Source organism: Pseudomonas sp. HMSC067G02 (genome assembly GCF_001813485.1).
In the GTDB taxonomy this organism is placed as follows: Bacteria; Pseudomonadota; Gammaproteobacteria; order Pseudomonadales; family Pseudomonadaceae; genus Pseudomonas; species Pseudomonas aeruginosa.
The window spans coordinates 1-26,137 of record NZ_KV812700.1; the positions used below are offsets into that span (position 1 = coordinate 1).

At 68.2% G+C, this 26,137-nt stretch carries 24 protein-coding genes; 13 read left to right on the forward strand and 11 right to left on the reverse strand.

Annotated elements, in window-relative coordinates; translation table 11 throughout:
• Positions 1-207: 207 nt before the first annotated feature.
• Complete coding sequence (mexS, locus tag HMPREF2914_RS21130) at positions 208-1,227, reverse strand: oxidoreductase MexS (RefSeq protein WP_023091717.1); 1,020 nt, start codon at positions 1,225-1,227, stop codon at positions 208-210.
• Positions 1,228-1,447: 220 nt separating this feature from the next.
• On the opposite strand from mexS, the gene mexT reads away from it, so the two are divergent.
• The 4 genes from mexT (at position 1,448) to oprN (ending at position 8,462) form a co-directional block, all read left to right on the forward strand.
• Complete coding sequence (mexT, locus tag HMPREF2914_RS21135) at positions 1,448-2,362, forward strand: multidrug efflux system transcriptional regulator MexT (protein WP_003089829.1); 915 nt, start codon at positions 1,448-1,450, stop codon at positions 2,360-2,362.
• Positions 2,363-2,592: 230 nt separating this feature from the next.
• On the forward strand, positions 2,593-3,837 hold the full coding sequence (gene mexE / locus HMPREF2914_RS21140) for a multidrug efflux RND transporter periplasmic adaptor subunit MexE (RefSeq protein WP_003103549.1): 1,245 nt from the start codon (positions 2,593-2,595) through the stop codon (positions 3,835-3,837).
• Positions 3,838-3,858: 21 nt separating this feature from the next.
• Positions 3,859-7,047 carry a multidrug efflux RND transporter permease subunit MexF gene (gene mexF / locus HMPREF2914_RS21145; protein WP_003089834.1) on the forward strand — a complete coding sequence of 1,063 codons (3,189 nt, stop codon included), beginning with the start codon at positions 3,859-3,861 and terminating at the stop codon, positions 7,045-7,047.
• Complete coding sequence (gene oprN, locus HMPREF2914_RS21150; protein WP_003109550.1) at positions 7,044-8,462, forward strand: multidrug efflux RND transporter outer membrane subunit OprN; 1,419 nt, start codon at positions 7,044-7,046, stop codon at positions 8,460-8,462. The genes mexF and oprN overlap by 4 nt, the downstream gene beginning before the upstream one ends.
• A gap of 158 nt (positions 8,463-8,620) precedes the next feature.
• Here oprN and HMPREF2914_RS21155 read toward each other — a convergent pair whose 3' ends face one another.
• Positions 8,621-9,136 (reverse strand): DinB family protein, encoded by a 516-nt coding sequence (locus tag HMPREF2914_RS21155; RefSeq protein WP_003089838.1) that lies wholly within the window; start codon positions 9,134-9,136, stop codon positions 8,621-8,623.
• A gap of 57 nt (positions 9,137-9,193) precedes the next feature.
• Positions 9,194-10,072: a LysR substrate-binding domain-containing protein gene (locus HMPREF2914_RS21160; protein ID WP_023091716.1), complete on the reverse strand. Its 879-nt coding sequence runs from the start codon at positions 10,070-10,072 to the stop codon at positions 9,194-9,196.
• A gap of 127 nt (positions 10,073-10,199) precedes the next feature.
• Between HMPREF2914_RS21160 and HMPREF2914_RS21165 the strand changes: the two genes are divergently transcribed.
• From HMPREF2914_RS21165 to HMPREF2914_RS21175, 3 genes are read left to right on the forward strand one after another with little or no spacing between them, the layout of a single operon-like run.
• On the forward strand, positions 10,200-10,832 hold the full coding sequence (locus tag HMPREF2914_RS21165) for an ankyrin repeat domain-containing protein (protein WP_023091715.1): 633 nt from the start codon (positions 10,200-10,202) through the stop codon (positions 10,830-10,832).
• A gap of 17 nt (positions 10,833-10,849) precedes the next feature.
• On the forward strand, positions 10,850-11,305 hold the full coding sequence (locus HMPREF2914_RS21170; RefSeq protein WP_003109548.1) for a nucleoside deaminase: 456 nt from the start codon (positions 10,850-10,852) through the stop codon (positions 11,303-11,305).
• Positions 11,302-12,528, forward strand: coding sequence for a CynX/NimT family MFS transporter (locus tag HMPREF2914_RS21175; RefSeq protein WP_023091714.1), 1,227 nt, complete (start codon positions 11,302-11,304; stop codon positions 12,526-12,528). The genes HMPREF2914_RS21170 and HMPREF2914_RS21175 overlap by 4 nt, the downstream gene beginning before the upstream one ends.
• Positions 12,529-12,571: 43 nt before the next feature.
• On the opposite strand, the gene HMPREF2914_RS21180 is transcribed toward HMPREF2914_RS21175, so the two are convergent.
• Together HMPREF2914_RS21180 and HMPREF2914_RS21185 are read right to left on the reverse strand one after the other, a co-directional pair.
• Complete coding sequence (locus HMPREF2914_RS21180) at positions 12,572-12,739, reverse strand: hypothetical protein (protein ID WP_003089849.1); 168 nt, start codon at positions 12,737-12,739, stop codon at positions 12,572-12,574.
• A gap of 103 nt (positions 12,740-12,842) precedes the next feature.
• Positions 12,843-14,183 (reverse strand): leucine-rich repeat-containing protein kinase family protein, encoded by a 1,341-nt coding sequence (locus tag HMPREF2914_RS21185; protein WP_023091713.1) that lies wholly within the window; start codon positions 14,181-14,183, stop codon positions 12,843-12,845.
• Between the two features lie 117 nt (positions 14,184-14,300).
• Here HMPREF2914_RS21185 and HMPREF2914_RS21190 point away from each other — a divergent pair, with 117 nt between their 5' ends.
• On the forward strand, positions 14,301-15,554 hold the full coding sequence (locus HMPREF2914_RS21190; protein ID WP_023091712.1) for an SMI1/KNR4 family protein: 1,254 nt from the start codon (positions 14,301-14,303) through the stop codon (positions 15,552-15,554).
• A gap of 3 nt (positions 15,555-15,557) precedes the next feature.
• On the opposite strand, the gene HMPREF2914_RS21195 is transcribed toward HMPREF2914_RS21190, so the two are convergent.
• Together HMPREF2914_RS21195 and HMPREF2914_RS21200 are read right to left on the reverse strand one after the other, a co-directional pair.
• Positions 15,558-16,175 (reverse strand): immunity protein Imm33 domain-containing protein, encoded by a 618-nt coding sequence (locus HMPREF2914_RS21195; RefSeq protein ID WP_003089860.1) that lies wholly within the window; start codon positions 16,173-16,175, stop codon positions 15,558-15,560.
• A gap of 251 nt (positions 16,176-16,426) precedes the next feature.
• A complete protein-coding gene (locus tag HMPREF2914_RS21200; protein WP_003131304.1) occupies positions 16,427-17,773 on the reverse strand; it encodes an OprD family porin in 1,347 nt (448 codons plus the stop codon).
• A gap of 362 nt (positions 17,774-18,135) precedes the next feature.
• On the opposite strand from HMPREF2914_RS21200, the gene HMPREF2914_RS21205 reads away from it, so the two are divergent.
• Positions 18,136-18,354 (forward strand): hypothetical protein, encoded by a 219-nt coding sequence (locus tag HMPREF2914_RS21205; protein ID WP_003089862.1) that lies wholly within the window; start codon positions 18,136-18,138, stop codon positions 18,352-18,354.
• A gap of 157 nt (positions 18,355-18,511) precedes the next feature.
• Here the strand turns inward: HMPREF2914_RS21205 and catA are convergent, their stop codons facing one another.
• Genes catA through HMPREF2914_RS21220 form a run of 3 tightly spaced genes read right to left on the reverse strand, consistent with a single transcriptional unit; the run spans position 18,512 to position 20,932 of the window.
• A complete protein-coding gene (catA, locus tag HMPREF2914_RS21210; protein WP_009314156.1) occupies positions 18,512-19,444 on the reverse strand; it encodes a catechol 1,2-dioxygenase in 933 nt (310 codons plus the stop codon).
• Positions 19,445-19,488: 44 nt separating this feature from the next.
• On the reverse strand, positions 19,489-19,779 hold the full coding sequence (gene catC, locus HMPREF2914_RS21215) for a muconolactone Delta-isomerase (protein ID WP_003089864.1): 291 nt from the start codon (positions 19,777-19,779) through the stop codon (positions 19,489-19,491).
• Between the two features lie 31 nt (positions 19,780-19,810).
• The gene (locus HMPREF2914_RS21220; protein ID WP_003109542.1) at positions 19,811-20,932 is read right to left on the reverse strand and encodes a muconate cycloisomerase family protein; all 1,122 of its coding nucleotides are present in this window, start codon (positions 20,930-20,932) and stop codon (positions 19,811-19,813) included.
• Between the two features lie 161 nt (positions 20,933-21,093).
• Here HMPREF2914_RS21220 and HMPREF2914_RS21225 point away from each other — a divergent pair, with 161 nt between their 5' ends.
• Positions 21,094-21,966 carry a LysR family transcriptional regulator gene (locus HMPREF2914_RS21225; RefSeq protein WP_003089870.1) on the forward strand — a complete coding sequence of 291 codons (873 nt, stop codon included), beginning with the start codon at positions 21,094-21,096 and terminating at the stop codon, positions 21,964-21,966.
• Between the two features lie 8 nt (positions 21,967-21,974).
• On the opposite strand, the gene HMPREF2914_RS21230 is transcribed toward HMPREF2914_RS21225, so the two are convergent.
• Positions 21,975-22,976, reverse strand: coding sequence for an AraC family transcriptional regulator (locus tag HMPREF2914_RS21230; RefSeq protein WP_003089872.1), 1,002 nt, complete (start codon positions 22,974-22,976; stop codon positions 21,975-21,977).
• Between the two features lie 316 nt (positions 22,977-23,292).
• Here HMPREF2914_RS21230 and antA point away from each other — a divergent pair, with 316 nt between their 5' ends.
• From antA to antC, 3 genes are all read left to right on the forward strand, one after another.
• Positions 23,293-24,687 (forward strand): anthranilate 1,2-dioxygenase large subunit, encoded by a 1,395-nt coding sequence (gene antA / locus HMPREF2914_RS21235; RefSeq protein WP_003131297.1) that lies wholly within the window; start codon positions 23,293-23,295, stop codon positions 24,685-24,687.
• The gene (gene antB / locus HMPREF2914_RS21240; RefSeq protein WP_003109540.1) at positions 24,684-25,175 is read left to right on the forward strand and encodes an anthranilate 1,2-dioxygenase small subunit; all 492 of its coding nucleotides are present in this window, start codon (positions 24,684-24,686) and stop codon (positions 25,173-25,175) included. Before antA ends, antB begins: the two co-directional genes overlap by 4 nt.
• A gap of 18 nt (positions 25,176-25,193) precedes the next feature.
• Positions 25,194-26,137, forward strand: a 944-nt coding sequence (gene antC, locus HMPREF2914_RS21245) for an anthranilate 1,2-dioxygenase electron transfer component AntC (RefSeq protein WP_070702859.1), incomplete at its 3' end; no start/stop codon positions are given.

A 26,137-nucleotide genomic window follows, 5' to 3' on the forward strand; every position in this document is an offset into this window, starting at 1 on the left:
GCAACTGGCAGACCTCGCGCCTGCGACTGGCGGCGAGCCTCGGTCGCTTGGGGCTTCAAATGATCTGAAGCCGGATTACAGATATTTTCAAGAAGAGTCGAACTGTCCCTTTGCTCTCCTAACGCGCTGGCGACCAGAGCCCAGAGACCTCTGCCCCCCACGAAAAAGCCCGGCTCGATGGCCGGGCTCTTTCGCTGCGGGTGGTCCTCAATCGGCGACGTGGATCACCACCCGGCCACGCTTCGGACAGGTTTCCATGTAGCGATGCGCCTCGACCACCTGGTCGAACTCGAATACCCGGTCGACCACCGGTTTGAGCAGGCGATCGCGGGTCAGTTGCTCGATGTGCGCGAGGGCCTTGCTCACCGACTCGTCGTTGCGTTCCAGGCCCATCTCCGGATGACCGGTGAAATCCATCAGGCAGTGGCGGTAGAACTGCAGGTGCTTCTTGAACGCGGCGCAGGCCGGGAACGCCGACTCGTTGCCGCCGTTGCAGCCATACAGCACCAGCTTGCCGCGGGTGGCGGAGACATCGCCGAGCAGGGTCATCTGCGGGCCGCCCAATTCGTCGAGGATGACATTGACGCCCTTGCCCTCGGTGAAGCGCTCGACTTCCAGGACCAGGTCCTGCTCGTCGGTCACCACCACCTTGTCGGCGCCCTGCTCGCGGAGGAACTCGCGCTCCTCGGCGGACTTGGTGGAAGCGATCACCCGCGCGCCGAGAGCCTTGGCCAACTGGATCGAGACCGGTCCGTACATGCGCGCCGCCTCGGTGATCAGCACGGTCTGCCCGGCCTTCAACCCGGCCAGGTCGACCAGGCCGAAATAGGCCACCAGCAGGCCGGTGTAGTAGACGCTGGCCTCCACCGGGGTGAGTACCTCGGGGTAGACCGCCAGGGCCGCGCGTGGCATCAGCACCACGTCGCCATAGGCCGGATAATGATCGGGGGTATGGGCGGGGAAACTGGCCACGCGGGAACCCAGCGGCAGGTCGCCGACGCCGGCGCCGGCCGCCAGCACCTCGCCGGCCAGCTCGAAGCCGAGACCGGACGGCAGCGCAGCCTGCTCCGGGGCCAGGTTCTGACGCCAGAGCACATCCTTCCAGCTCACGCCGATCGCCTGGACACGCACCAGGACTTCCCCTGCGGCCGGCGCCGGGGTCGGCAGCTCTTCGCATTTGAGGACCTCTGGCGGGCCAAACTGATGAAAACGGATCACTCGGGACATCGCAAACCTCTGCAGTGCATCACGGGGTGAATAACCTCATGGGTTGTGACTGTATCCGCCCATGCCTGACAAAACCACCCGTCGTTATTGATAATGGCTATGCCTGTCAGTGATCCTATGCCCCTCCGGCACCTCGCCAGGCCCCGCCCCGTCTCGCACGCAAGGCTTGACGGCGAGCCCCCGCGGTTGCAGCCTCTAGCCCCTGGAAACGAGGAACGCCATGAACCGAAACGACCTGCGCCGCGTCGATCTGAACCTGCTGATCGTGTTCGAGACTCTGATGCACGAACGCAGCGTGACCCGCGCCGCAGAGAAACTGTTCCTCGGCCAGCCGGCCATCAGCGCCGCGCTGTCGCGCCTGCGCACGCTGTTCGACGACCCGCTGTTCGTCCGTACCGGACGCAGCATGGAGCCCACCGCGCGAGCCCAGGAAATCTTCGCCCACCTGTCGCCGGCGCTGGATTCCATCTCCACCGCCATGAGTCGCGCCAGCGAGTTCGATCCGGCGACCAGCACCGCGGTGTTCCGCATCGGCCTTTCCGACGACGTCGAGTTCGGCCTGCTGCCGCCCCTGCTCCGCCGCCTGCGCGCAGAGGCGCCGGGGATCGTCCTCGTCGTGCGCCGCGCCAACTATCTATTGATGCCGAACCTGCTGGCCTCGGGGGAGATCTCGGTGGGCGTCAGCTACACCGACGAACTGCCGGCCAACGCCAAGCGCAAGACCGTGCGCCGCAGCAAGCCGAAGATCCTCCGCGCCGACTCCGCGCCCGGCCAGCTGACCCTCGACGACTACTGCGCGCGACCGCACGCGCTGGTGTCCTTCGCCGGCGACCTCAGCGGCTTCGTCGACGAGGAACTGGAGAAATTCGGCCGCAAGCGCAAGGTGGTCCTGGCGGTGCCGCAGTTCAACGGCCTCGGCACCCTCCTCGCCGGCACCGACATCATCGCCACCGTGCCCGACTACGCCGCCCAGGCGCTGATCGCCGCCGGCGGCCTGCGCGCCGAGGACCCGCCGTTCGAGACCCGCGCCTTCGAACTGTCGATGGCCTGGCGCGGCGCCCAGGACAACGACCCGGCGGAACGCTGGCTGCGCTCGCGGATCAGCATGTTCATCGGCGATCCGGACAGTCTCTGAGCCCTCCGGCGGCTACCTGCACGAGGCGTCGCAACGGGGAAATCGATCGCGCACCGCGAGCCTGTGGCTTATTCCATCGAAAGCACTGTCCATAACCATCGACTGTTACAGAAAACGAAAAACCATGTATCACTGTTCGTGATAATCAAAATCTCATCGTTCGATTAGTTCCCTGCCGGAGCAGCCCGCAGACTTCGCCAATCCCGAAAAACCGACTGGCGGAGTCAAGCATGGAACAGTCATCCCACTTCTCCTGGCGCTACCCCCTCGCACTCGCGGCCGTACTGGTCCTGAGCGCCTGCGGCAAGGCCCCGGAAACCACCCAAGGCATGGCGGCGCCCAAGGTCAGCGTCGCCGAAGTCATCGAACAACCGCTGAACGAGTGGGACGAATTCACCGGCCGCCTGGAAGCCCCGGAATCGGTGGAGCTGCGCCCGCGGGTATCGGGCTACATCGACCGCGTGGCCTTCCATGAAGGCGCCCTGGTGAAGAAAGGCGACCTGCTGTTCCAGATCGACCCGCGCCCGTTCGAGGCCGAGGTCAAGCGCCTCGAAGCCCAGCTGCAACAGGCCCGCGCGGCCCAGGCGCGGAGCGTCAACGAAGCCCAGCGCGGCGAACGCCTGCGCGCCAGCAACGCGATCTCCGCGGAACTCGCCGACGCCCGCACCACCGCCGCCCAGGAAGCCAAGGCGGCGGTCGCCGCGACCCAGGCGCAACTGGACGCGGCACGCCTGAACCTGAGCTTCACCCGGATCACCGCGCCGATCGATGGTCGCGTCAGCCGCGCCGAGGTCACCGCCGGCAACCTGGTCAACTCCGGGGAGACCCTGCTCACCACCCTGGTCAGCACCGACAAGGTCTACGCCTACTTCGACGCCGACGAGCGCGTGTTCCTCAAGTACGTCGAGCTGGCCCGCCAGGCCGGTCGCGACACGCGCAGCGAGAGCCCGGTGTACCTCGGCCTGAGCAGCGAGGACGGCAACCCGCACCTGGGCCGGCTGGACTTCCTCGACAACCAGGTCAACCCGCGTACCGGCACCATCCGCGGCCGCGCCGTGTTCGACAACGCCAAGGGCGAGTTCACCCCGGGCCTCTACGTGCGCCTGAAGCTGGTCGGCAGCAAGACCTACGCCGCCACCCTGATCAAGGACGAAGCGGTCGGCACCGACCTGGGCAAGAAGTTCGTGCTGGTCCTGGATGGCGACAACAAGACCGTCTACCGCACCGTCGAGATGGGACCGAAGCTGGAGGGCCTGCGCATCGTCCGCAGCGGCCTGAGCAAGGGCGACCGGATCGTCGTGAATGGCCTGCAGCGGGTCCGCCCGGGCATGCAGGTGGATCCGCAGAAGGTCGAGATGGCCAGCGCCGACACCCTGGCCACCCTCGCGCGCCTGCGGCAGTCGGTCGGCGACAGCGAACCACCGAAGGTGGCGGCGTCCAAGGACAACGCCACTCGCAACGAGCCGCGCGGCTGAGCGCGGCGATAGGAAGAACCGATGAATTTCTCCCAATTCTTCATCCAGCGGCCGATCTTCGCCGCGGTGCTGTCGCTGCTGATCCTGATTGGCGGCGCGATCTCCCTGTTCCAGCTACCCATCAGCGAATACCCGGAAGTGGTGCCGCCGACCGTCGTGGTCCGCGCCAACTTCCCCGGCGCCAACCCGAAAGTCATCGGCGAGACCGTCGCCTCTCCCTTGGAACAGGCGATCACCGGGGTGGAGAACATGCTCTACATGTCCTCCCAGTCGACCTCCGACGGCAAGCTGACCCTGACCATCACCTTCGCCCTCGGCACCGACCTGGACAACGCCCAGGTGCAGGTGCAGAACCGCGTCACCCGGACCGAGCCGAAGCTCCCGGAAGAAGTGACCCGGCTCGGCATCACCGTCGACAAGGCCTCGCCCGACCTGACCATGGTCGTGCACCTGACCTCGCCGGATAACCGCTACGACATGCTCTACCTGTCGAACTACGCGGTGCTCAACGTGAAGGACGAACTGGCCCGCCTCGACGGCGTCGGCGACGTCCAGTTGTTCGGCCTCGGCGACTATTCGCTGCGCGTCTGGCTGGACCCGAACAAGGTCGCCTCGCGCAACCTCACCGCCACCGACGTGGTCAACGCCATCCGCGAGCAGAACCGCCAGGTCGCCGCCGGCACCCTGGGCGCGCCGCCGGCGCCGAGCGATACCAGCTTCCAGTTGTCGATCAACACCCAGGGTCGCCTGGTCACCGAGGAAGAGTTCGAGAACATCATCATCCGCGCCGGCGCCAACGGCGAGATCACCCGTCTGCGCGACATCGCCCGGGTCGAGCTGGGCTCCAACCAGTACGCCCTGCGCTCGCTGCTGAACAACAAGCCGGCGGTGGCGATCCCGATCTTCCAGCGTCCCGGCTCGAACGCCATCGAGATCTCCAACCTGGTGCGGGAGAAGATGGCCGAGCTGAAGCACAGCTTCCCGCAAGGCATGGACTACTCCATCGTCTACGACCCGACCATCTTCGTCCGCGGCTCCATCGAGGCGGTGGTGCACACCCTGTTCGAAGCCCTGGTGCTGGTGGTGCTGGTGGTGATCCTGTTCCTGCAGACCTGGCGCGCCTCGATCATCCCGCTGGCCGCGGTGCCGGTGTCGCTGATCGGCACCTTCGCGGTGATGCACATGCTCGGCTTCTCGCTCAACGCGCTGTCGCTGTTCGGCCTGGTGCTGGCCATCGGCATCGTGGTGGACGACGCCATCGTGGTGGTGGAGAACGTCGAGCGCAACATCGGCCTCGGCCTCAAGCCGGTGGAAGCCACCAAGCGTGCCATGCGCGAGGTGACCGGGCCGATCATCGCCACGGCGCTGGTGCTCTGCGCGGTGTTCATCCCGACCGCGTTCATCTCCGGCCTTACCGGGCAGTTCTACCGCCAGTTCGCCCTGACCATCGCGATCTCCACGGTGATCTCGGCGTTCAACTCGCTGACCCTGTCGCCAGCGCTGGCGGCGGTCCTGCTCAAGGGCCACCACGAGCCGAAGGACCGCTTCTCGGTGTTCCTCGACAAGCTCCTCGGCAGTTGGCTGTTCCGTCCGTTCAACCGTTTCTTCGACCGCGCCAGCCATGGCTACGTCGGCACGGTGAACCGGGTCCTGCGCGGCAGCTCGATCGCCCTGCTGGTCTACGGCGGGCTGATGGTGCTGACCTACTTCGGCTTCTCCAGCACCCCGACCGGTTTCGTCCCGCAGCAGGACAAGCAGTACCTGGTGGCCTTCGCCCAGTTGCCCGACGCGGCCAGCCTGGACCGTACCGAGGCGGTGATCAAGCAGATGTCCGAGATCGCCCTGGCGCAGCCCGGCGTGGCGGACTCGGTGGCCTTCCCCGGCCTGTCGATCAACGGCTTCACCAACAGCCCGAACAGCGGCATCGTGTTCACCCCGCTGAAGCCGTTCGACGAGCGCAAGGACCCGAGCCAGTCGGCCGGTGCCATCGCCGCCGCGCTGAACGCCAAGTACGCCGACATCCAGGACGCCTACATCGCGATCTTCCCGCCGCCGCCGGTACAGGGGCTGGGGACCATCGGCGGCTTCCGCCTGCAGATCGAGGACCGTGGCAACCAGGGCTACGAGGAGCTGTTCAAGCAGACCCAGAACATCATCACCAAGGCCCGTGCGCTGCCTGAGCTGGAACCCAGCTCGGTGTTCTCCAGCTACCAGGTCAACGTGCCGCAGATCGACGCCGACATCGACCGCGAGAAGGCCAAGACCCACGGCGTGGCGATCAGCGACATCTTCGACACCCTGCAGGTCTACCTCGGCTCGCTGTACGCGAACGACTTCAACCGCTTCGGCCGTACCTATCAGGTCAACGTCCAGGCCGAGCAGCAGTTCCGCCTCGAACCCGAGCAGATCGGCCAGCTGAAGGTGCGCAACAACCTCGGCGAGATGGTCCCGCTGGCGTCCTTCATCAAGGTCAGCGACACCTCCGGTCCGGACCGTGTGATGCACTACAACGGCTTCATCACCGCCGAACTCAACGGCGCCCCGGCCGCGGGCTACAGCTCCGGCCAGGCGCAGGCGGCGATCGAGAAGCTGCTGAAGGAGGAACTGCCCAACGGCATGACCTACGAGTGGACCGAGCTGACCTACCAGCAGATTCTCGCCGGCAATACCGCGCTGTTCGTCTTCCCGCTCTGCGTGCTGCTGGCCTTCCTCGTGCTGGCCGCCCAGTACGAGAGCTGGAGCCTGCCGCTGGCGGTGATCCTGATCGTGCCGATGACCCTGCTGTCGGCGATCACCGGGGTGATCCTGGCCGGCAGCGACAACAACATCTTCACCCAGATCGGCCTGATCGTTCTGGTGGGGCTGGCGTGCAAGAACGCGATCCTGATCGTCGAGTTCGCCAAGGACAAGCAGGAGGAAGGCATGGACCGCGTCGCCGCGGTGCTGGAAGCCTGCCGCCTGCGCCTGCGGCCGATCCTGATGACGTCCATCGCCTTCATCATGGGCGTGGTGCCGCTGGTGATCTCCACCGGCGCCGGCGCCGAGATGCGCCATGCGATGGGCGTGGCGGTGTTCTCCGGGATGATCGGGGTGACCTTCTTCGGCCTGCTGCTGACGCCGGTGTTCTACGTCCTCATCCGCCGCTTCGTGGAGAACCGCGAAGCGCGCCGCGCCGCCAACGACAAAGGCCTGCCAGAGGTGCATGCATGATTCACACGCAGTCGATCCGGAGCGGGCTCGCGCCCGCCCTGGGTCTGTTCAGTCTGCTGGCGCTCAGCGCCTGCACGGTGGGTCCGGACTACCGGACCCCCGACACCGCGGCGGCGAAGATCGACGCCACGGCGAGCAAGCCCTACGACCGCAGCCGCTTCGAAAGCCTGTGGTGGAAACAGTTCGACGATCCGACCCTGAACCAACTGGTCGAGCAGTCGCTGAGCGGCAACCGCGACCTGCGCGTGGCCTTCGCCCGCCTGCGCGCCGCCCGCGCCCTGCGCGACGACGTGGCCAACGATCGCTTCCCGGTGGTCACCAGCCGCGCCAGCGCCGACATCGGCAAGGGCCAGCAACCGGGAGTGACCGAGGACCGGGTCAACAGCGAGCGCTACGACCTTGGCCTGGATAGCGCTTGGGAGCTTGACCTGTTCGGGCGCATCCGCCGTCAGCTGGAGTCCAGCGACGCCCTCAGCGAAGCGGCCGAGGCCGACCTGCAGCAACTGCAGGTCAGCCTGATCGCCGAGCTGGTGGACGCCTACGGCCAGCTGCGCGGCGCGCAACTGCGCGAGAAGATTGCCCTGAGCAACCTGGAGAACCAGAAGGAGTCGCGCCAGCTCACCGAGCAACTGCGCGACGCCGGGGTCGGTGCCGAACTCGACGTACTGCGCGCCGATGCGCGCCTGGCGGCCACCGCCGCCAGCGTGCCGCAACTGCAGGCGGAAGCCGAGCGCGCCAGGCACCGTATCGCCACCCTCCTCGGCCAACGGCCGGAAGAGTTGACAGTGGACCTTTCGCCGCGCGACCTGCCGGCGATCACCAAGGCCCTGCCGATCGGCGATCCCGGCGAGCTGCTGCGCCGCCGACCGGACATCCGCGCCGCCGAACGGCGCCTGGCCGCCAGCACCGCCGACGTCGGCGTGGCCACCGCCGACCTGTTCCCGCGGGTCAGCCTCAGCGGCTTCCTCGGCTTCACCGCCGGGCGGGGCTCGCAGATCGGCTCAAGCGCCGCCCGCGCCTGGAGCGTCGGCCCGAGCATCAGTTGGGCCGCCTTCGACCTCGGCAGCGTGCGTGCCCGCCTGCGCGGCGCCAAGGCCGACGCCGACGCCGCGCTGGCCAGCTACGAACAGCAGGTGCTGCTGGCCCTGGAAGAATCGGCGAATGCCTTCAGCGACTACGGCAAGCGCCAGGAGCGCCTGGTCTCGCTGGTCCGCCAGTCGGAAGCCAGCCGCGCCGCCGCGCAACAGGCGGCGATCCGCTACCGCGAAGGCACCACCGATTTCCTGGTGCTGCTGGACGCCGAACGCGAGCAACTCTCCGCCGAAGATGCCCAGGCCCAGGCCGAGGTCGAGCTGTACCGCGGCATCGTGGCGATCTACCGCTCCCTCGGCGGTGGCTGGCAACCCAGCGCCTGAACCGGCTATCCCCGGCCGATGGAAATCGGCCACTCCAGCCCCGCGATTGCAGCTCCTGGTCGCGGGGCTTTTTTATGCGCCGCGCGGGGCGGACGCTCGGTCGAGCCCCACGTCGTTTCTCGGCGATGGCGTAGAGGCTCGGCGGCCATTGCCGCGGGCTATTCCCGCCGCTCCGGCTGCGCGGAGTGGATATACAGGGTGTAGGTATCCGCCGGCCGGGGCGCGCCCGCCAGGTCGAGGGCATGACCGATGGCGCCGCGATGGTAGGTGCCATGGTTGACGATATGGAAGAGGATCTCCTGGCGCGTCATGCCGCCGTCGCGGCCATCGGCGAAGCGGAAGCGCAGCCATTCGCCGCGACGCTCCAGCGGCAGCTCGGCGACATAGCCGGCGAACCAGGCGGCCGAATCCTCCAGCCGGCGACGCAGGACGTCGTAGCCAGGCACCACCTCGCTGTTGGTCTGTTGGTGGGGCGCCGGCTCGCCCAGCAGGCGCGCCCTGAACAGTTCCTCGACGATCGCCATGTGATTGAGCTGTTGCAAGGCGAAGGCCAGCGAGGCCGGGAACGCCTCGGCGTCGATCCGGGCGATGGCATCGAGGGTGCGGCGGTCGGACCAGGCCTTGTAGTTGAAGGACTCGACCAGCAGGTCGACTTGCAGGGTGGGTCGGGACATCTGGCGGCTTCCGTGTCCATTCGCTGAGGGAGCCGGATCATAGCCCGGAGGCAGCGCTCAGCGCTCGCCCTGCAACCCTTCCAGGCGTGCATCGCAGAGGTCGCGCAGGCGGTCGCGGAGAGTGCGCCCGGCGCTGTCCAGCTCGGGCCGCGCGTAGAGCGCCAGCTCCAGGCCAGCGATGGGCGGGAAGCCGGCCTGCGCGCCAAGCAGGCGATGCTCGGGCCCGACGCAGCCCAGCGGCAGCAGGCTGCCCCCCAGTCCGGCGCCGACCGCGGCCACCAGGCTGGCCAGGCTGGCGCTGGAATAGCCGATGCGCCAGCGACGCCCGATGCTCTCCAGGGCATGGATCATCTCCTGGCGATACAGCGCGCCGACCGGGAACACCACCAGCGGCACCGGCTCCTCCGGCGAACCCTCGCCGAACGGCCGCGCGGCGCTGCCGAACCAGCCCAGCGGCTCGGCCCAGCGTGCATGGCAGTCGCTGTCGGCCCCCCACTGCTTGACCAGCAGCAGGTCCAGCTCGCCGCTGCGATAGAGGCGCAGCAGGTGATGGCTGAGACCGCTCTCGACCTCCAGGCGCAGTCGCGGACGCTCTTCGGTGAAGCGCGTCAGCACCGGCATCAGCACTTCGCCGGCGAGGTCTTCCGGCACGCCGAGGCGCAGCACGCCGTCGCCATGGGCCGGGCTGAGGGCCTCGCTGGCCTCGTCCGAGAGCCGCAGCAGGCGCCGCGCGTAGCCAAGCAGGCGCTCGCCTTCCTCGGTCGGCAAGACCTGCCGCTGGCTGCGGTCGAGCAGGCGGCAACCGAGGTTCTGTTCGAGGCGGATGACCTGCTGGCTGACGGTGGACTGGGTCAGGTGCAGGTGTTCGCCGGCGCGGGTGAAGTTGCCGGTGTCGACAACGCTGACGAAGGTACGGAGCAGGACCAGATCGAGCATGCACACTCCCACTGAAAGGCATTACATCATTTAATTTCAGCATACATGACATCGACGCCATACTTTTCGCCAACGCCTATCGGAGCCCATCGACATGTCCCTGGCCAATCTATGCAGGAGCGGAGCCATGCTGGTCTGCGCAGCATTCAGCGGAGGCGCCGGCGCGAGCGACGCCGGAGCATTGCTCGAAGCCGCGCGTCGCGGCGATACCGCGCAGGTCGCCAGCCTGCTCGAACGCAAGGTCGAGGTCGACGCGCCCAGCGCCGACGGCAGCACCCCGCTGCTGCTGGCCACCGCCAACGACCACCTGGCGGTGGCGCGCCAGTTGATCGAGGCCGGCGCCGACGTCAACCGGCAGAACAGCCGGCTCGACAGCCCGTATCTGCTGGCCGGCGCCGAGGGCCGCCTGGAAATCCTGCGCCTGACCCTGCTCCACGGCGCCGACCTGAAGAGTACCAACCGCTATGGCGGCACCGCGCTGATCCCGGCCTGCGAACGCGGCCATGTGGAAGTGGTGAAGACGCTGCTGCAAGCCGGGGTCGATCCCAACCATGTCAACAAGCTCGGCTGGACCGGGCTGCTCGAGGCGATCCTGCTCAGCGACGGCGGTCCGCGCCACCAGGAGATCGTGCGCCTGCTGATCGACGCCGGCGCCGACGTCAACCTGGCCGATGCCAACGGCGTCAGCCCGCTGGCCCACGCCCGCCAGCGCGGCCAGGGCGGGATCGAGCGGCTGCTGCTGGCCGCCGGCGCCCAATGAAAGCGAAGGAGAAAGACATGTCCGATGAAACCTTCATGCGCGAGGCCATCGCCCTCGCCCGCGCCAACGTCGAGGCCGGCGGCCGCCCGTTCGGCGCCGTGCTGGTGCGCGACGGGCGGGTCCTGGCCCGCGGCGTCAACCAGATCCACGAGACCCACGATCCCAGCGCCCACGCCGAGCTGCAGGCGATCCGCCAGGCCAGCCAGGCGCTCGGCAGCCCGCGCCTGGACGGTTGCGTGATCTACGCCAGCGGCCATCCCTGCCCGATGTGCCTGGCCGCCATGCATCTCTGCGGCATCCAGGCGGCCTGGTTCGCCTATTCCAACGAGGACGGCGAAGCGTTCGGCCTGTCCACGGCCACGCTCTACGCCGAGATGGCGCGCCCGCCACAGCGGCAGAGCCTGCCGCTACGCGCCCTGCGTCCTGCCGGCGAAGAGGGTCTGTACCGGCAATGGCGGCAACGCCAGGCATGAGCGCGCGAATCCCTTCCGGCGGCCAGGCCGCCACCGGCGTCGGCGCGGCGGAGGTCAGTTGGGTCGGCCTGCTGGTGATCTTCTGCCTCGGCATCAACCTGCGACCGATCCTCACCGGCATCGGCCCGCTGCTCGAGGAAATCACCGCCGGCACCGGTCTCGGCTTCCAGGGCGCGTCGCTGCTGACGGTGTTGCCGGTGCTCTGCATGGGCCTGGTGGCGCTGTTCCTGCCCTGGCTCGGGCGCTGGCTGGCCGAGCACCGCGGCATCGTCTGCGGACTGCTGGCCATCGCCGCGGCCTGCCTCTGGCGCCTGGAACTGGATAGCGGGCTGGCGCTGATCGCCAGCGCCGCGCTGGCCGGCAGCGGCGTGGCGATCATCCAGGCACTGGTACCGGGCGTGGTCAAGCGCTGGTTCCCGAGGCGGGTCCCGGCGGCGATGGGCCTCTACTCGGCGTCGCTGATGGCCGGCGGCGGAACCGCGGCGGTGCTCAGCCCGCGGATCGCCGAACACTTCTCCAACTGGCAGGCCGGCCTCGGCGCCTGGGCCGTACCGGCCCTGCTGGCGCTGCTGCTGTGGATGTTCGCGCGGCCAAGGGAGGTGCTGCCGAGCGCTGGCGAGGGGCCGGTTCGGCACTTCTTCGGCAATCGCCGTGGCTGGCTGCTGGCGGTGTATTTCGGGTTGATCAACGGCGGCTACACCAGCATGGTGGCCTGGTTGCCGGTGTACTACCGCCAGCTCGGCTGGAGCGCCCAGGACAGCGGCGGGCTGGTCGGGATCATGACCATCTTCCAGGTGCTCGCCGCGCTCAGCGTGCCGCTGCTGCTTCGCCGCCGCCTCGACCGCCGGCCCTGGCTGCTGGCCGCGCTGCTGGTCCAGCTCGGCGGCTTCTGCGGCCTGCTGCTGATGCCGCTGCAGCACGCGGCGCTGTGGGTGGCGTTGATCGGCTACGGCCTGGGCGCCTGCTTCGCCCTCAGCCTGACCCTGACCCTCGACCACCTCCACGAGCCGCGTGCGGCGGGAAGCCTGGCGGCCTTCGTGCAAGGCATCGGCTTCATCATCACCGGCATCGTGCCCTACCTGACCGGCTGGCTGCGCGACGCCACCGGCAGCTTCCAGGCCTCCTGGCTGCTGCTCGCGGCGAGCGTGGTGGCGATGTTGCTGGTGACCCTGCGCTTCGCCCCGTCCGGCTATGCCCGGGCCATGAGCGAGACGCGCGACTGAGCGGCGGACCTCCGCGCCCGCCATTGCGGGCGCGGGTGGCGCTTCAGTAATGGGTGGCGATATAGATGCGGTAGCTGATGATGGCCAGCATGCAGATCACCCCGACCCACATGAGGAACAGGCCGAACGGCGTGTCGCGCTTGGTGAAACCCGTGCCGATGAAGAGCATGCCCAGCACGATGATTGCGAAAGTGACGCCGTAGGAATCCATGTTTACCCTCGTTGGCCGCGTTCCTGACATACTTGTCAGTCTAGCTCCAAGCCCGCTAGAACTGCGTTGATATTTATCAGCCTGCGGTCAATCTCGGGCAAATTCATCGAACTTGAGGAAACGCCTGGCTGCGAGCGGCAAGGTCGCGCAAGATCGCCTGGATCTCGCCGAAGTCCGGCCGCTCGCTCACCCGTGGCAGCGCGCAACGTCGCTGCAACTCGACCAGCGCCGCACGTAGCGAGGCCTGCCCCGGCAGCGCCTCGCTGCGCTCGAGCAACTCCTCCAGCAGGCAGGCGAAGGCACGCACTTCCAGGCGCCGCAGGGCGCCGGCGAGCACGGCGTCGTCCGGGAGGAAGGACGCGGCGCCGAAATCGCCGAGCAGGCAGGCACCCTCCTCGCGCCAGAGGATGTTATGCGCATAGAAGTCGCCATGGCTGATGCCGCGTCCATGCAGATGGTCCATCAACCCGGCGAGCGAGGCCGCCAGGCGCAGCGCCGTGGCCAGCTCGAAGCGCAGTCCCGGCGGATAGACGTCGCGGGTACAGGACTCCAGGCTCGGCGGCCCCGCCAGGTTGCGATAGGCGCCGTCGAGCAGCTCCAGCACCAGCCCGTCGCGCCCTTGCGGATGCCCGGCGAGCCGGCCGAGCACCTCGATCAATTGCGCATGGCGCCCCGCCGCCAGGCAGGCGGCCATCTCGCTGGCGGGGGTGCCATCGCTGGTCACTTCGCCCTTGAACAGCTTCAGCGCCACCGTGCGCGTCGAGCCGTCCGGCTGGTGCCAGCCGGCGCGATGGATGACCCCGGAGGCTCCTTCGCCGATCAGCCCTTCCAGGCTCAGCTCGCTCCAGTCCAGCGCGGCGATGCCGCTGTCGGCCAGCGCCGGTAGGCGGCACAACGGGTTGCCGGCGTAGGCCAGCCAGGCCAGGCGCGGCAGCGTCGCCAGCCAGGCCGGCAGGCGCTGGAAACGGTTGGCGGCGATCCGCAGCAGTTCCAGGCCTTCGCAAGCGGCCATGCTCTCGGGCAAGGCCTCCAGGCGGTTGCCGGCCAACATCAGCTTCTGCAACGGCCGGCGGCCCAGTTCCTCGGGCAGCGTGGCAATCCGGTTGTCGGTGAGGATCAGCCAGCGCAACGCCGGCGGCAGGGCCGCGGCCGGCACCCGCTCGATGCGGTTGGACTTGAAGCCGACCATGCTCAGCGCCGGACAGTCGCCCACCGCCGCCGGCAATTCGGCGAAGTCGTTGGCGGAACAGAACAGCACCTTGAGACGATGCAGCCGGCCGAGGTCGTCCGGCAGGCTGTCCAGGGCGTTGCCGCTGAGGTTGAGCACCTCCAGGGAGTCGGCCAGTTCGAAGATTTCCCGGGGGAACTCGCGCAGGCCGCAGGACAGGTCCAGGCGCGTGGCGCCGGCCAGTTCGCCGCTGCGCAGTTGCTGCAAGGTGTGCATGGTTCGACGGACTCCGGCCAGGGCGGATGGAAAGCCGCGCATGATAGCCAAGGCGTTGCGGAACGCGCACCCTCGCCGTGCTAGAGTGGCCGCCCCGAATCGACAGGACCACAGAGAATGGAACTCTCCCCCGCCGAACGCCAACTCCTGCTGGCCCATCGCCTGGCCGTGTTCGACGGCTGCGTGGTATACGACGCCCAACCGCCAGTGTCCGCCGAACACGTCCAGCGTCTTGCCGAAGGCCTGGCCGGACCGATTCCAGAAGACCTGCTGCGCCTCTGGCGCACCTGTTTCGGCGGGCGCCTCGGCTATGACCTGGAAGTCGACTACGACGGCCACCGCCACCCGTTCTCTTTCAGCGAACTGTTCTATCCGGACAGCGACGGCTACCACGACCTCTGGGGCTGGATCGAACACGAGCGCGAGCTGGCGGCGGAAGCCGCGGCAGAAGAAGGCTGCGACTGGAACGGCAAGCTGGCCTACCTGCCGTTCGGTGGCTTCGAGTACCTGGAGCGGCTCTACGTCTGCGTCGAACCCGGCCCCGAGTATGGCGCGGTAATCGCCTGGAGCCACGGCCTGCCGCCGGCCTGGGCCGGACGCCTGCACCAGGATTCGCTGACGCGCCTGGCCGACGACGTCGGCGGGCTGTTCCGCCTGCTGTCCTTCGAACAGGACCCGTTCGACGCCGAGAACGCCTGCGGCGTGGCCGACGAGCTACTGGAAGCGCTGGACGCCCTGGAGGCCGCCGGGGAGCCCGGCAAGGCGCTGAAGGGCCGCCTGGAAGTCCTGCTGCGCCAGCGCATCCTCGACTGGCGGCCGGCCCTCGCCGACGGCAGCCTGGCCGCCGAGCCAAGGCTGCGTCAACTGGCCCTGGCCGAAGCTGCGCAAGACGGCGATATCGACCTGCTGCAACGCCTGCGCGATGCCGGCTGCGACTTCGCCGAAACCTTGCGCGGACGCGGCGGCGTGCTGGAGGCCTGCCTCGCCCGCGGGCGCCTGGAGGCCGCCGGATGGCTGCTCGACCAGGGCGTCGCGGTGCACCAGGACAGCCTGCAGATTGGCGCCGCGCACCTCGATGCGCTCCTGGCCGAACGCCTGTTGCGGCTCGGCGCGATCTCCGACCCGAATACGGTGCTCCTCGCCCTGCAATACGGCGACGCCGACGCCGCGCGGATCATGGCGCGACCGCTACTGGAGGAGTCGCCGGCGAGGGCCAGCGCCCTGCGTCTGGCCCTCGCCAGCCGCGCCGAGCGCGAGCGCAGCGACGCCAGGCGGGTCAGGTCGGGAAAGATGGGCAGCAACCGCAGTCCCGACGACTACCTGGCCCTGGCCGAGCGCCTGGAGCGTTTCCTCGCCGAGCTGCCAGGCTGAGGCTCAACCCTCCGGTCCCTGCACCTCGATGAAGGAACCGTCGGCCAGCCGCTCGAACGCCCGTCCCGGCGGCGCGTCGAGCAGCGGCAGGATGCTGTCGTCGGCGTTCAGCACCGAGCCCAGGCTGACGTAGGCGGTGGTCCCGGCGGTATTCATGTAGTCGTCCGACTCGTCGCCGGCCATCAGCCGCCAGCCGCTGTCGTTTTCCTCTTCCGGCGCCTCGCGGTAGAGGTAGCCGACCGCCTTCCCCTCGTCTATCACCCGGCGCGTCACGAAGCAGCGCCGGGCATAGCGCGAGATCGGCGTTTCCCGCGGGTCGTGCTCGGTGTTGATGATGTGCCGCGCCTCGAAGACGATGCGTTCGCCCAGCGACAGGTCGCGGATGTATTGCGGATAGTTGTCCAGGCGGCCGCTGAAGGCGCCATCCGCCTCGATGCCCTCGACCGTCACCCAGAGCCGCTCGGCGCGCGGCGCATCGGGGTTGTCGGTATCGAAGGCGAAGATCAGCTTGACGCTTTCCCCGGCGGCGACCCGGTCGATGGTCTCCGCGTCCGGTTTGTAGAAGGTGTAGGGATGGCGGACAGCGATCGCGCTGGCGTCCACCAAGGTCCACGAGGCCATGTCGACTCCCGCTTGGCTGGCTACGCGGCGCCCGTAGCCTGGGCTGCCACGGGCACGCCGGTGCCCGGGCGGCATGGGTGGAATGGCGTGGCCGAGGTTCGGGTCGCGGCGCCCACCGGCAGGTCGAAGCCATGCCCGGCCAGGAACCGCCCTTCGGCCCGCCTACCCAGAGGAAAGTAGCAGCGCCGCCGCGCAGCCGCCAGCAACGGGCTGTCGCAGAGCGCCGCCCCGGACGGGGCGGCGGCGCGCCTTCAGAGGACTTGCAGCGGGTATTCGACGATCAGGCGGACTTCGTCGAGGTCCGACTCGAAGCTGTCGGAGCGCACCGTGGCCTGGCGCACGCGGAACGCCAGGTCCTTGGCCGCGCCGCCCTGCACCACGTACTTGACCTCCACGTCGCGTTCCCAGCGGCCCTGGTTGGTCAGCGGGTTGCCGTTGGCGTCGGTGCGCATGTAGACGCTGTTGGCATTCGAATAATCGGCGTCCCAGCCCTTGCCATAGCGGGTCATGAAGCTCAGCCCCGGCACGCCGAAGGCGGCCATGTCGAGGTCGTAGCGGAGCATCAGCGAGCGTTCCTTGGGCGAGTTGAAGTCGCTGTACTGGATCGAGTTGTCCAGGTAGATGGAGTCGGTCTGGCGCAGGTAGTCGAAGTCGTCGTCGCCGTTGTTGCGCTGGTACGACAGCAGCACCTGGTGCGGACCGTAGGCGAAGCCGCCGCGCACGCTCCAGATGTCGTTGTCGAGTTCGCCCATCACCTGCCTGCCCTGGTCCTTGACCTTGTAGTAGTTGGCGCCGCCGAGCAGGGACAGCTTGTCGTCCAGCGGATAGTTGAAGCTGGTGCCGGCGTAGTACTGGTCCCAGGCGTCCTTCTGGCGGCTGCCGTAGAGGCTGATGCTCCAGTGCTCGGTGGCCTGGTAGTCGCCGCCGGCGTAGGCGACCCACGGCGAGTCGATGCGCCGGCCGGTGTAGAAGCTGTAGAAGTCGTCGCTGCCGCTGGTGCTGTTCGGCTGGGTCATCGAGTTCAGCTTGCCGGCCTGCAGGGTCAGGCCCTTCGCCAGGCTGTCGTTGACCAGGGTAAAGCCGCGGAAGCTGGAGGGGAACAGCCGGCTGTTGCCGTACTGGATCACCGGGGTTTCCGGGAACACGTCGCCGACCCGCAGCACGGTGCCGTACCAGCGCAGCTTGACCGCGCCGCCGGCTCGCGAATAGTCGTCCTGCGGCCGACCCTGGTCGTCATAGGGCAGCAGGTCGACGCTACCGCCGGCGCCGGAACGCCCGCCGCCGCTGTCCAGGCGCACGCCGAGCTGGGCGAAGGCGTCGATGCCGACGCCCAGCGTGCCCTGGGTGAAGCCCGAGGAGAAGTTGGCCATGAAGCCCTGCACCCATTCCTCGGTATAGCCGCCGCCCGCCGGGCTCGATTGGCCCTTGCGGAAGTCGCGGTTGAAGTAGAAGTTGCGCAGCAGCAGGTTGACCTCGCTGCCCTCGATGAAACCTTCCTTGCTCCGCTCGGCGTTCTCCTCGGCGACGGCCGAGGCCATCACTCCAGCGCCCAGCAGCAGTGGAAGCGTCCACAGTCGTTTCTTTCCATCCCCTTGCATGGCGATTGCTCCAGATCGGTTCATGTCTGTTTTTCTTCTGCGGCCATGCCTTGCGGCGCTGGCTGTGCGTGAACTTCTGGTCGATCGCGCCCCCGCGCAGTCCTGCCGCAACCGGCATTGACCGTGAGGCTGATTCTGGATCCGGGGAAATGACGCAGACATGAGGCGGGGATTACTTTTCCGCAATCTTAACTCGCACTTAATGCGCTTCGCGCAGACTCCTCCGCCATGCAACGGAGCATCGCCGAAGTTATCGGAAACGTAATTTTCCACTCACCCTCGGGTAATCCGTCCGCTCTTACTCTTTGCTCAAACGGGACGAATACCTCGCCCCGGCGACGAGCCAACCCGAGAGGTTTGCCATGAAGATCATCCCGATGCTGCTGGCCGCCCTGCTGGCGACCGGCGCCGCCACTGCCCAGGCCCAGGACGGCAGCGAACGCTCCTGGCAGTACAACGCCGAATTCCGCGCCGCGCAGAAAGAACTGCGCGAAAAGCGCCTGCAGAAGCAACAACTGGAAGCGCAAGCGCAGAAGACCGACCGCAGCAAATGCGCCGAGCGCAAGAACGGCAACGGCTGAGCAGCCTTTCACCGAGCAATACACTTGTCCTTTTTGGGTTGCTCCTTTGGACAAGTCCTGAGGCGCCAGTCATGGCGCCTTTTTTTATCCGCCGTCGCGCCTGGCGGAAGAAGGCGGCATGGTCGCCAGCGACCAGCCGCCCTCCCCGTTTCCCACCTTACTCCTGCAATGCCCGCGGCCGCTGGCTGCGGCGCTCGGCGGCGGGCGCCGGGCTGGCCTGGAGCTGGAAGTCGAAATCCAGTTCGGCGAAGCGTCCGCCCTCCACGCCGCGGTCGCGGGCCGCGGCGGGATCGTCGTTGAAGCGCAGGTCGCCGATCAGCCCATCGCGGGTGGCGTAGGCGAAGTCGTCCCACAGGTAGCGGTCGCCCGCCAGGTTGATCTGGGTGGTCAGGTGGCGATGGCCGGGCGCCGAGACGAAGAAGTGGATGTGCGCCGGCCGCTGGCCGTGGCGGCCGAGGCGGTCGAGCAGCTCCTGGGTCGGGCCGTCGCTCGGGCAACCGTAGCCGGAGGGCACGATGCTGCGCGCACGGTAGCGGCCGTCGGCGTCGGTGCGGATGCGCCGGCGCAGGTTGTATTCGGACTGACTGCTGTCGAAGTAGGAATAGGTGCCTTGGGTATTGGCGTGCCAGACGTCGACGATGGCTCCGGCCAGCGGCTGGCCGTCGGGACCGCTGACGCGGCCCTGGAGGAACATCACGGTGCCGGGGTCGCGGCCGTCGTCCATCCGTGCCTCGCCGTCGCTCAGCGGCGCGCCGGCGACGTACAGCGGCCCTTCGATGGTGCGCGGCGTGCCGCCGGTGAGGCCGGCCTCGGCGTCCTGGGCGTCGAGCAGCAGGTCCAGGTAATGCTCCAGGCCCAGCCCGGCGGCCAGCAGGCCGGCCTCCTGGCGGCTGCCCAGGCGGTTCAGGTAGTCCACCGCTTTCCAGAATTCGTCGGGCGTGACCTGCATCTCTTCGATCAACTTCGCCGTGTCGTCGAGGATGCGCCGCACCAGGGCCTTGGTGCGCGGATCGCCGCGTTCGTTGAGCTGGCCGCTGGCCTCTTCGAAGAAGCGCTGGACGTCGGCAGTCTGGGAAATCTTCACGGTCATGGCGTTTGCCTCTGCTTGTTGTTGTCGGGCGTGGGAAGGGAATCTCAGCGGTCGTCGGCATGGATCGACGAGGGATGCCGGCAAAGCCCGTCGATCTCGATGTCCATGTAGGGAAACAGCGGCAGCCGGGTCAGGGTGTCGTGCAGCGCCTCGACGCTGGGCAGGTCGAACAGGCTGTAGTTGGCGTAGTGCCCGGCGATCCGCCAGAGGTGCCGCCAGCTGCCCTCGCGCTGGAGGCGCTGGGCCATTTCCTTCTCCTCGGCCTTGAGCCGCTCGGCCTGTTGCGGGTCCATGTCGACGGGCAACTTCACGGTCATCTTCACGTGGAACAGCATCGGTCGTTTCTCCTCTGTCTGCGGAATGGCTTCAGCGCCGGCGGAAGCGCGCCAGGCGCTCTTCGTCGAGCGCCAGGCCGAGACCCGGCGCACGCGGCACGTGCAAGTGGAAATCCTGGTAGCGCGGCGACTCGAGGAGGATGTCCTCGGTCAGCAGCAACGGGCCGAACAGTTCGCTGTGCCAGGCCAGGCGGTCGAGGGTGACGAAGGCGTGGGCGGCGGCCAGGGTGCCGATGCCGCCCTCGAGCATGGTCCCGCCGTACAGGCCGATCCCGGCCGCTTCGGCGATCGCCGCGCTACGCAGCACCGCGCGCGGTCCGCCGTTCTTGGCGATCTTCAGGGCGAACACCGGGGCGGCGCCCTCGCGAGCCAGGTGGAAGGCATCCTCGACGCTCTCGATGGCCTCGTCGGCCATGATCGGCGCGCCGCCGCGGCTGCTCAGGCGCGCCAGGCCGACGCGGTTGTGGCGGGCGATGGGCTGTTCGATCAGGGCGATGCCGTTGTCGCCGAGCGTCGTGCAGGCACGCTGGGCAACGCCTTCGTCCCAGGCCTGGTTGACGTCCACCCGCACGCTGGCGCGCTCGCCGAGGGCGCGCTTGATGGCGATCGCGTGGGCCACGTCGGCATCCACCTCACCGGCGCCGATCTTCAGCTTGAAGTGCCGGTGGCGGCGCAGGTCGAGCATCCGCTCGGCTTCCTCGATGTCGCGGCCGGTGTCGCCGCTGGCCAGGGTCCAGGCCACCTCCAGGCTGTCGTGCAGGCGGCCGCCGAGCAGTTCGCTGACGGCCAGGCCGAGGCGCTTGCCATGGGCGTCGAGCAAGGCGGTCTCGACCGCCGAGCGGGCGAAGGTGTTGCCCCTGATATGCCGGTCCAGGCGCTGCATCGCGGCATTCACGTTGTCCGCCGGCTGGCCCAGCAGCAACGGGGCGAAATGCGCGTCGAGATTGCTCTTGATGCTCTCCGGGCTCTCGCTGCCGTAGGCCAGGCCACCGATGGTGGTGGCTTCGCCGAGGCCCTCGATGCCGTCGCTGCAACGCAGGCGGAGGATCACCAGGGTCTGCCGGTTCATGGTGTGCATGGCCAGCTTGTGCGGGCGGATGGTCGGCAGGTCGACGATGATCGACTCGAGGCTTTGGATCACGGCTTGGCTCATTCTCGGGGGTCCACCAGGGTTGCGGTCGGGTTTTCGACGGTTCGCCGCTCAAGGCTCGCTCGATACCGAGCGGGTTTCGCCGTCGTTTCGGCCAAGCATCCATCGCCTTCTTCACTGGGGTCCAATATCATCTTCCTCTCGAACCATACCCTGGAGGTATCATGGAGCTTCGTCACCTGCGCTACTTCCAGGCGCTGGCCCGGACCCTCAACTTCACCCGCGCCGCCGAGCAACTGCACATCGCCCAGCCACCGCTGAGCCGGCAGATCCAGCAACTTGAGGAAATGCTCGGGGTGGCCCTGCTGGAGCGCGGCCGGCCGCTGCGCCTGACCGAAGCCGGGCGCTTCTTCCACGAACAGAGCGCGACGCTCCTGGACCAACTGGAGAGCATCTGCGACAGCACCCGGCGGATCGGCCAGGGCCAGCGCCAGTGGTTCGGCATCGGCTTCGTGCCCTCGGCGCTGTATGGCGTGCTGCCGGAGCTGATCCGCCACCTGCGCGGCGACCCGGAGCTGGAGCTGGGCCTGCTGGAGATGACCACCCTGCAACAGGTCGAGGCGCTGAAGAGCGGGCGCATCGACATCGGTTTCGGACGCATCCGCATCGACGACCCGGCGATCCGCCAGAGCGTGCTCAGCGAAGAGCCGCTGGTCGCCGCCCTGCCCGCCGGGCACCCGTTGCTCGGCCAGCCGCTGAGCCTGGAGCGCCTGTCGCGCGAACCGTTCGTGCTCTACCCCGGCCAGCCGCGACCGAGCTACGCCGACCATGTGCTGGCGCTGTTCGCCACTCACGGCCTGAGCCTGCGCGTGACGCAATGGGCCAACGAAATGCAGACCGCCATCGGCCTGGTCGCCGCCGGACTCGGCGCGACCCTGGTGCCGGCCTCGGTGCAGTTGCAGCACCGCGACGACGTCGCCTACCAGGCCCTGGCCGACGCCTCCCTGACCTCGCCGATCATCGTCAGCCGGCGCCAGGGCGACGGCTCTCCGCACCTGCGGCGCTGCCTGGCGCTGATCGGCCGCGAGGACGCCTGAGTGCCCTCTCAGGAGCGCCGCGCGGCGCGGCGCTGGGTCATGCTCGGGGTTTCCTCGAAGCGCTTGCGGTAGTCCACGGAGAAGCGTCCGAGGTGGCTGAAGCCCCAGCCCAGGGCGATCGTCGAGATGCTGCGGGCGCCGCCGCTGGCGAGGATCTCCTCGCGCACCGCGGCGAGTCGGTAGTGCTTCAGGTAGCTCATCGGCGACACCCCGAAGTAGCGACGGAAGCCCTCGAACAGCTTGAACCGCGAGACTCCGGCGGCGCGTTCCACGTCCTCCAGGCTCAGGGTCTCGCGGGCGTTGGCCTGGAGAAACTCGCGGGCACGCAGCAGGTAGTGCGGCGGGCGCCCGCCAAGGCCCTGCTGCAGGGCCTCGCTGTAGTTGTTCGGCTGGGCCAGGATCAGTCCCTTGATCAGCGCGCGCTCCAGGTCGCTGCTGAAAAACGCCTGGGCGTAGAGTTCGCTGCGCGCCATCTCCTCGCTGATGTGCCGCACGGTGCGCCACCAGGACGCGGAGGCGCCGTCCAGGGCATCCATTTCCGGATCGAAGCGCAAGGGCGTATCGATCGGCCGCTGCAACATCTCCTCCAGGACCTTGCGCATCGCCGTGCGGCCGATCACCACCTGCAACTTGCGGCAGTCCCCGGCGATGCTCAGCTCCTGGCGCTCGTTGGGCGCGATGATCACCCCGCGGCGGACGTCGGAGAGCAGGCGCAGCCCGCCCCGGCACAGCTCCTGCTCGCCGCTGAGCGGCAGGCTCAGGCTGTAGGCGTTGAACGCCGCGGCATCCTCGACGGTGATGGTGACGTCGGTGCCGTAGCCGATGTAGCCGAGGGTGGTGCACATCGACTTCAGCACGTTGCCGTGGTGCTGGAACTGCACCAGTCCCGGGCTCGCCGCTTCGAGCCGGTGCGGCCCGCAGACCTTCGACATCCAGGAACGGGCGGCGGCCAGGTCCAGGTGGTCGGCATGGAGATCGCCACGATCGGCGACGGGATGGCTCCTCATCATGGTTCGGCACTCGACACGGCAAGGCTGGGGGTGCGCTCTGCTGGCGCTCTGTTTTCAGCAAAATGCAAGGCATGTGCCGGCGCAAGGCCGACTCCCCGCATCCTCCACTATCCGGATAGCGTTCGCCGACTTTCCGGACAAAGCGTCCGCCGCAAGCGCCGCTCGAACCCGGAACGAGCCCTCCGCGAGGCCCTCGGCCGCTCCTCGGCGGCCGCACATTTTCGGGATGCGCATCGTCGACTAAGCGGATAGCCCGCCCCCGCTCGCGGCCGTTGAATGGCTCACCCATAACGACAACGCACAAGGGTGAGAACGCATGAACGCTAACCGCAGAAGCCTCGAACAGTGGCGCGACTATGTCGGCGGCTGCCTCGACTTCCGTCCCGAGGAAGGCATCTTCCGCATCGCCCGGGACATGTTCACCGAACCGGAGCTGTTCGACCTGGAGATGGAGCTGATCTTCGAAAAGAACTGGATCTACGCCTGCCACGAAAGCGAACTGGCCAGGCCCCACGACTTCGTCACCCTGCGCGCCGGACGCCAGCCGCTGATCGTCACCCGCGACGGCAACGGCCAGTTGCACGCGCTGGTCAACGCCTGCCAGCATCGCGGCGCGACCCTGGTGCGGGTCGGCAAGGGCAACCAGTCGACCTTCACCTGTCCGTTCCATGCCTGGTGCTACAAGAACGACGGCCGGCTGGTGAAGGTCAAGGCGCCGGGCGAATACCCGGAAGGCTTCGACAAGGCCACCCGCGGCCTGAAGAAAGCGCGCATCCAGAGCTACAGGGGCTTCGTCTTCGTCAGCCTGGACGTCGCCGGCGAGGACGACCTGGTGGACTTCCTTGGCGACGCCCGGGTGTTCCTCGACATGCTGGTGGCGCAGTCTCCCAGCGGCGAGCTGGAAGTGTTGCCCGGCACCTCCACCTACACCTACGAAGGCAACTGGAAGCTGCAGAACGAGAATGGCCTGGACGGCTATCACGTCAGTACCGTGCACTACAACTACGTAGCCACCGTGCAGCACCGCCAGCAGGTCGAGGCCGAGCGCGGCGGCGTGGCCGCCACCCTCGACTACAGCAAGCTCGGCGCCGGCGACGCGGCCACCGACGACGGCTGGTTCTCCTTCGCCAACGGCCACAGCGTGCTCTTCAGCGAGATGCCCAACCCCGCCGTACGCCCCGGCTACGCCAGCGTGATGCCGCGGCTGGTGGCGGAATACGGCCAGGCCCGCGCCGAGTGGATGATGCATCGCCTGCGCAATCTCAATCTCTACCCCAGCCTGTTCGTCATCGACCAGATCAGCTCGCAGCTGCGCATCGTCCGCCCGCTGGCCTGGAACCGTACCGAGATCGTCAGCCAGTGCATCGGCGTCAAGGGCGAGTCGGACGCCGACCGGGAGAACCGGATCCGCCAGTTCGAGGACTTTTTCAACGTCTCCGGGATGGGCACGCCCGACGACCTGGTGGAGTTCCGCGAAGCCCAGCGTGGCTTCCAGGCCCGCCTGGAGCGCTGGAGCGACATCTCCCGCGGCCACGGCAAGTGGCTCGAAGGCGCGACGCCGAACAGCCAGGCGCTGGGTATCGCGCCGCTGCTGACCGGCACCGAGATCACCCACGAAGGCCTCTACGTCAACCAGCACGCGCATTGGCGGCGCTTCCTCCTCGACGGCCTGGAGCGCCTGGCCCTGCGCGCGAAGGAGGTGACCCCATGAACGCAGGACTGCAGTACCGCGTCGAACAGTTCCTCTACCGCCACGCCGAACTCTGCGATGCCCAGGACTGGGACGGCTACCTCGCGCAGTTCGACGAACAGTGCGAGTTCCACCTGCCGCAGTGGGAGTCCGAGCACCGCTACACCCGCGATCCGAAGCGCGAGATGTCGCTGATCTACTACCCCAGCCGTGCCGGCCTGGAAGACCGGGTGTTCCGTATCCGCACCGGCAAGGCCGCGTCCACCGTGCCGATGCCGCGCACCCTGCACCAGATCGGCAACGTGCGCATCGCCGAGGAAGGCGAAGGCCTGCTGCGAGTGCGGGTCAACTGGCAGACCCTGTTCCAGCGCCTGGACCAGACCGGCAGCTTCTTCGGCCATGCCACCTACCGCCTGAAACCCCATGGCGAGACCTGGCTGATCGCGCGCAAGCACATCGTCCTGCTCAACGACCGGATCGACTCGGTCCTCGACTTCTACCACCTCTGAACGGCGGGCCCCGTCACGATGAATCACAAAGTCGCCCTCAGCTTCGCCGACGGCAAGACCCTGTTCCTGCCCGTCGGCCACGACGACCTGCTCCTCGACGCCGCCCTGCGCCACGGCATCAACCTGCCGCTGGACTGCCGCGAAGGGGTCTGCGGCACCTGCATGGGCCGCTGCGAGGCGGGCAGCTACAGCCTGGACTACGCCGACGAGGACACCCTCTCCGCCGCCGACCTGGAGCAGCGCAAGGTGCTCGCCTGCCAGACCCGGGTGCGCTCCGACGCGGCCTTCTACTTCGACTTCGCCTCGACCCTCTGCCACGCCGCCGCGGCCCAGGCGCACAGCGGCGTGGTGCGCGAACTGCGCCTGCTCTCCGAGGACACCGCGCTGCTCCGCCTCGACGCCGGCGCCGCGGGCCGCCAGTTGGACTTCCTGCCCGGCCAGTACGCGCGGCTGCAAGTACCCGGCAGCGACTGCCGGCGCGCCTACTCCTTCGCCAACCGGCCGAATCCGCAGAACCACCTGCAGTTCCTCATCCGCCTGCTCCCGGGCGGCGCCATGAGCGACTACCTGCGCCAAGGGTGCCGGGTCGGCGACGAGATCCGCTTCGAGGCGCCGCTGGGCACCTTCTACCTGCGTCAGGTGGAGCGCCCGTTGCTGCTGGTGGCCGGCGGCACCGGCCTGTCGGCGTTCCTCGGCATGCTCGACGAACTGGCCGAGCGCGGCTGCGAGCGGCCGGTGCATCTCTACTACGGGGTACGCCGCGCCGCCGATCTCTGCGAATTGCAGCGGATCGCCGGCTACGCCGAGCGGCTTCCCGGCTTCCGCTTCGTCCCGGTGCTCAGCGAGGCGGACGCCGACTGGGACGGCCGGCGCGGCTACCTGCACGAGCATTTCGACTCCGCCCGCCTGCGCGACGAAGCTTTCGACCTCTACCTGTGCGGGCCGCCGCCGATGGTCGAGGC

What these genes read in the sequence shown, in the direction of transcription:
- HMPREF2914_RS21190 (WP_023091712.1), top strand. Translation starts at nt 14,301, where the DNA reads ATGGAACTCTCCCCCGCCGAACGCCAACTCCTGCTGGCCCATCGCCTG.
- HMPREF2914_RS21175 (WP_023091714.1), top strand. Translation starts at nt 11,302, where the DNA reads ATGAGCGCGCGAATCCCTTCCGGCGGCCAGGCCGCCACCGGCGTCGGC.
- antB (WP_003109540.1), top strand. Translation starts at nt 24,684, where the DNA reads ATGAACGCAGGACTGCAGTACCGCGTCGAACAGTTCCTCTACCGCCAC.
- HMPREF2914_RS21230 (WP_003089872.1), bottom strand. Translation starts at nt 22,976, where the DNA reads ATGATGAGGAGCCATCCCGTCGCCGATCGTGGCGATCTCCATGCCGAC.
- HMPREF2914_RS21165 (WP_023091715.1), top strand. Translation starts at nt 10,200, where the DNA reads ATGCTGGTCTGCGCAGCATTCAGCGGAGGCGCCGGCGCGAGCGACGCC.
- HMPREF2914_RS21225 (WP_003089870.1), top strand. Translation starts at nt 21,094, where the DNA reads ATGGAGCTTCGTCACCTGCGCTACTTCCAGGCGCTGGCCCGGACCCTC.
- antA (WP_003131297.1), top strand. Translation starts at nt 23,293, where the DNA reads ATGAACGCTAACCGCAGAAGCCTCGAACAGTGGCGCGACTATGTCGGC.
- HMPREF2914_RS21220 (WP_003109542.1), bottom strand. Translation starts at nt 20,932, where the DNA reads ATGAGCCAAGCCGTGATCCAAAGCCTCGAGTCGATCATCGTCGACCTG.
- mexE (WP_003103549.1), top strand. Translation starts at nt 2,593, where the DNA reads ATGGAACAGTCATCCCACTTCTCCTGGCGCTACCCCCTCGCACTCGCG.
- HMPREF2914_RS21160 (WP_023091716.1), bottom strand. Translation starts at nt 10,072, where the DNA reads ATGCTCGATCTGGTCCTGCTCCGTACCTTCGTCAGCGTTGTCGACACC.
- mexT (WP_003089829.1), top strand. Translation starts at nt 1,448, where the DNA reads ATGAACCGAAACGACCTGCGCCGCGTCGATCTGAACCTGCTGATCGTG.
- HMPREF2914_RS21170 (WP_003109548.1), top strand. Translation starts at nt 10,850, where the DNA reads ATGTCCGATGAAACCTTCATGCGCGAGGCCATCGCCCTCGCCCGCGCC.
- HMPREF2914_RS21180 (WP_003089849.1), bottom strand. Translation starts at nt 12,739, where the DNA reads ATGGATTCCTACGGCGTCACTTTCGCAATCATCGTGCTGGGCATGCTC.
- catC (WP_003089864.1), bottom strand. Translation starts at nt 19,779, where the DNA reads ATGCTGTTCCACGTGAAGATGACCGTGAAGTTGCCCGTCGACATGGAC.
- HMPREF2914_RS21155 (WP_003089838.1), bottom strand. Translation starts at nt 9,136, where the DNA reads ATGTCCCGACCCACCCTGCAAGTCGACCTGCTGGTCGAGTCCTTCAAC.
- HMPREF2914_RS21200 (WP_003131304.1), bottom strand. Translation starts at nt 17,773, where the DNA reads ATGCAAGGGGATGGAAAGAAACGACTGTGGACGCTTCCACTGCTGCTG.
- oprN (WP_003109550.1), top strand. Translation starts at nt 7,044, where the DNA reads ATGATTCACACGCAGTCGATCCGGAGCGGGCTCGCGCCCGCCCTGGGT.
- HMPREF2914_RS21195 (WP_003089860.1), bottom strand. Translation starts at nt 16,175, where the DNA reads ATGGCCTCGTGGACCTTGGTGGACGCCAGCGCGATCGCTGTCCGCCAT.
- mexF (WP_003089834.1), top strand. Translation starts at nt 3,859, where the DNA reads ATGAATTTCTCCCAATTCTTCATCCAGCGGCCGATCTTCGCCGCGGTG.
- HMPREF2914_RS21205 (WP_003089862.1), top strand. Translation starts at nt 18,136, where the DNA reads ATGAAGATCATCCCGATGCTGCTGGCCGCCCTGCTGGCGACCGGCGCC.
- mexS (WP_023091717.1), bottom strand. Translation starts at nt 1,227, where the DNA reads ATGTCCCGAGTGATCCGTTTTCATCAGTTTGGCCCGCCAGAGGTCCTC.
- HMPREF2914_RS21185 (WP_023091713.1), bottom strand. Translation starts at nt 14,183, where the DNA reads ATGCACACCTTGCAGCAACTGCGCAGCGGCGAACTGGCCGGCGCCACG.
- catA (WP_009314156.1), bottom strand. Translation starts at nt 19,444, where the DNA reads ATGACCGTGAAGATTTCCCAGACTGCCGACGTCCAGCGCTTCTTCGAA.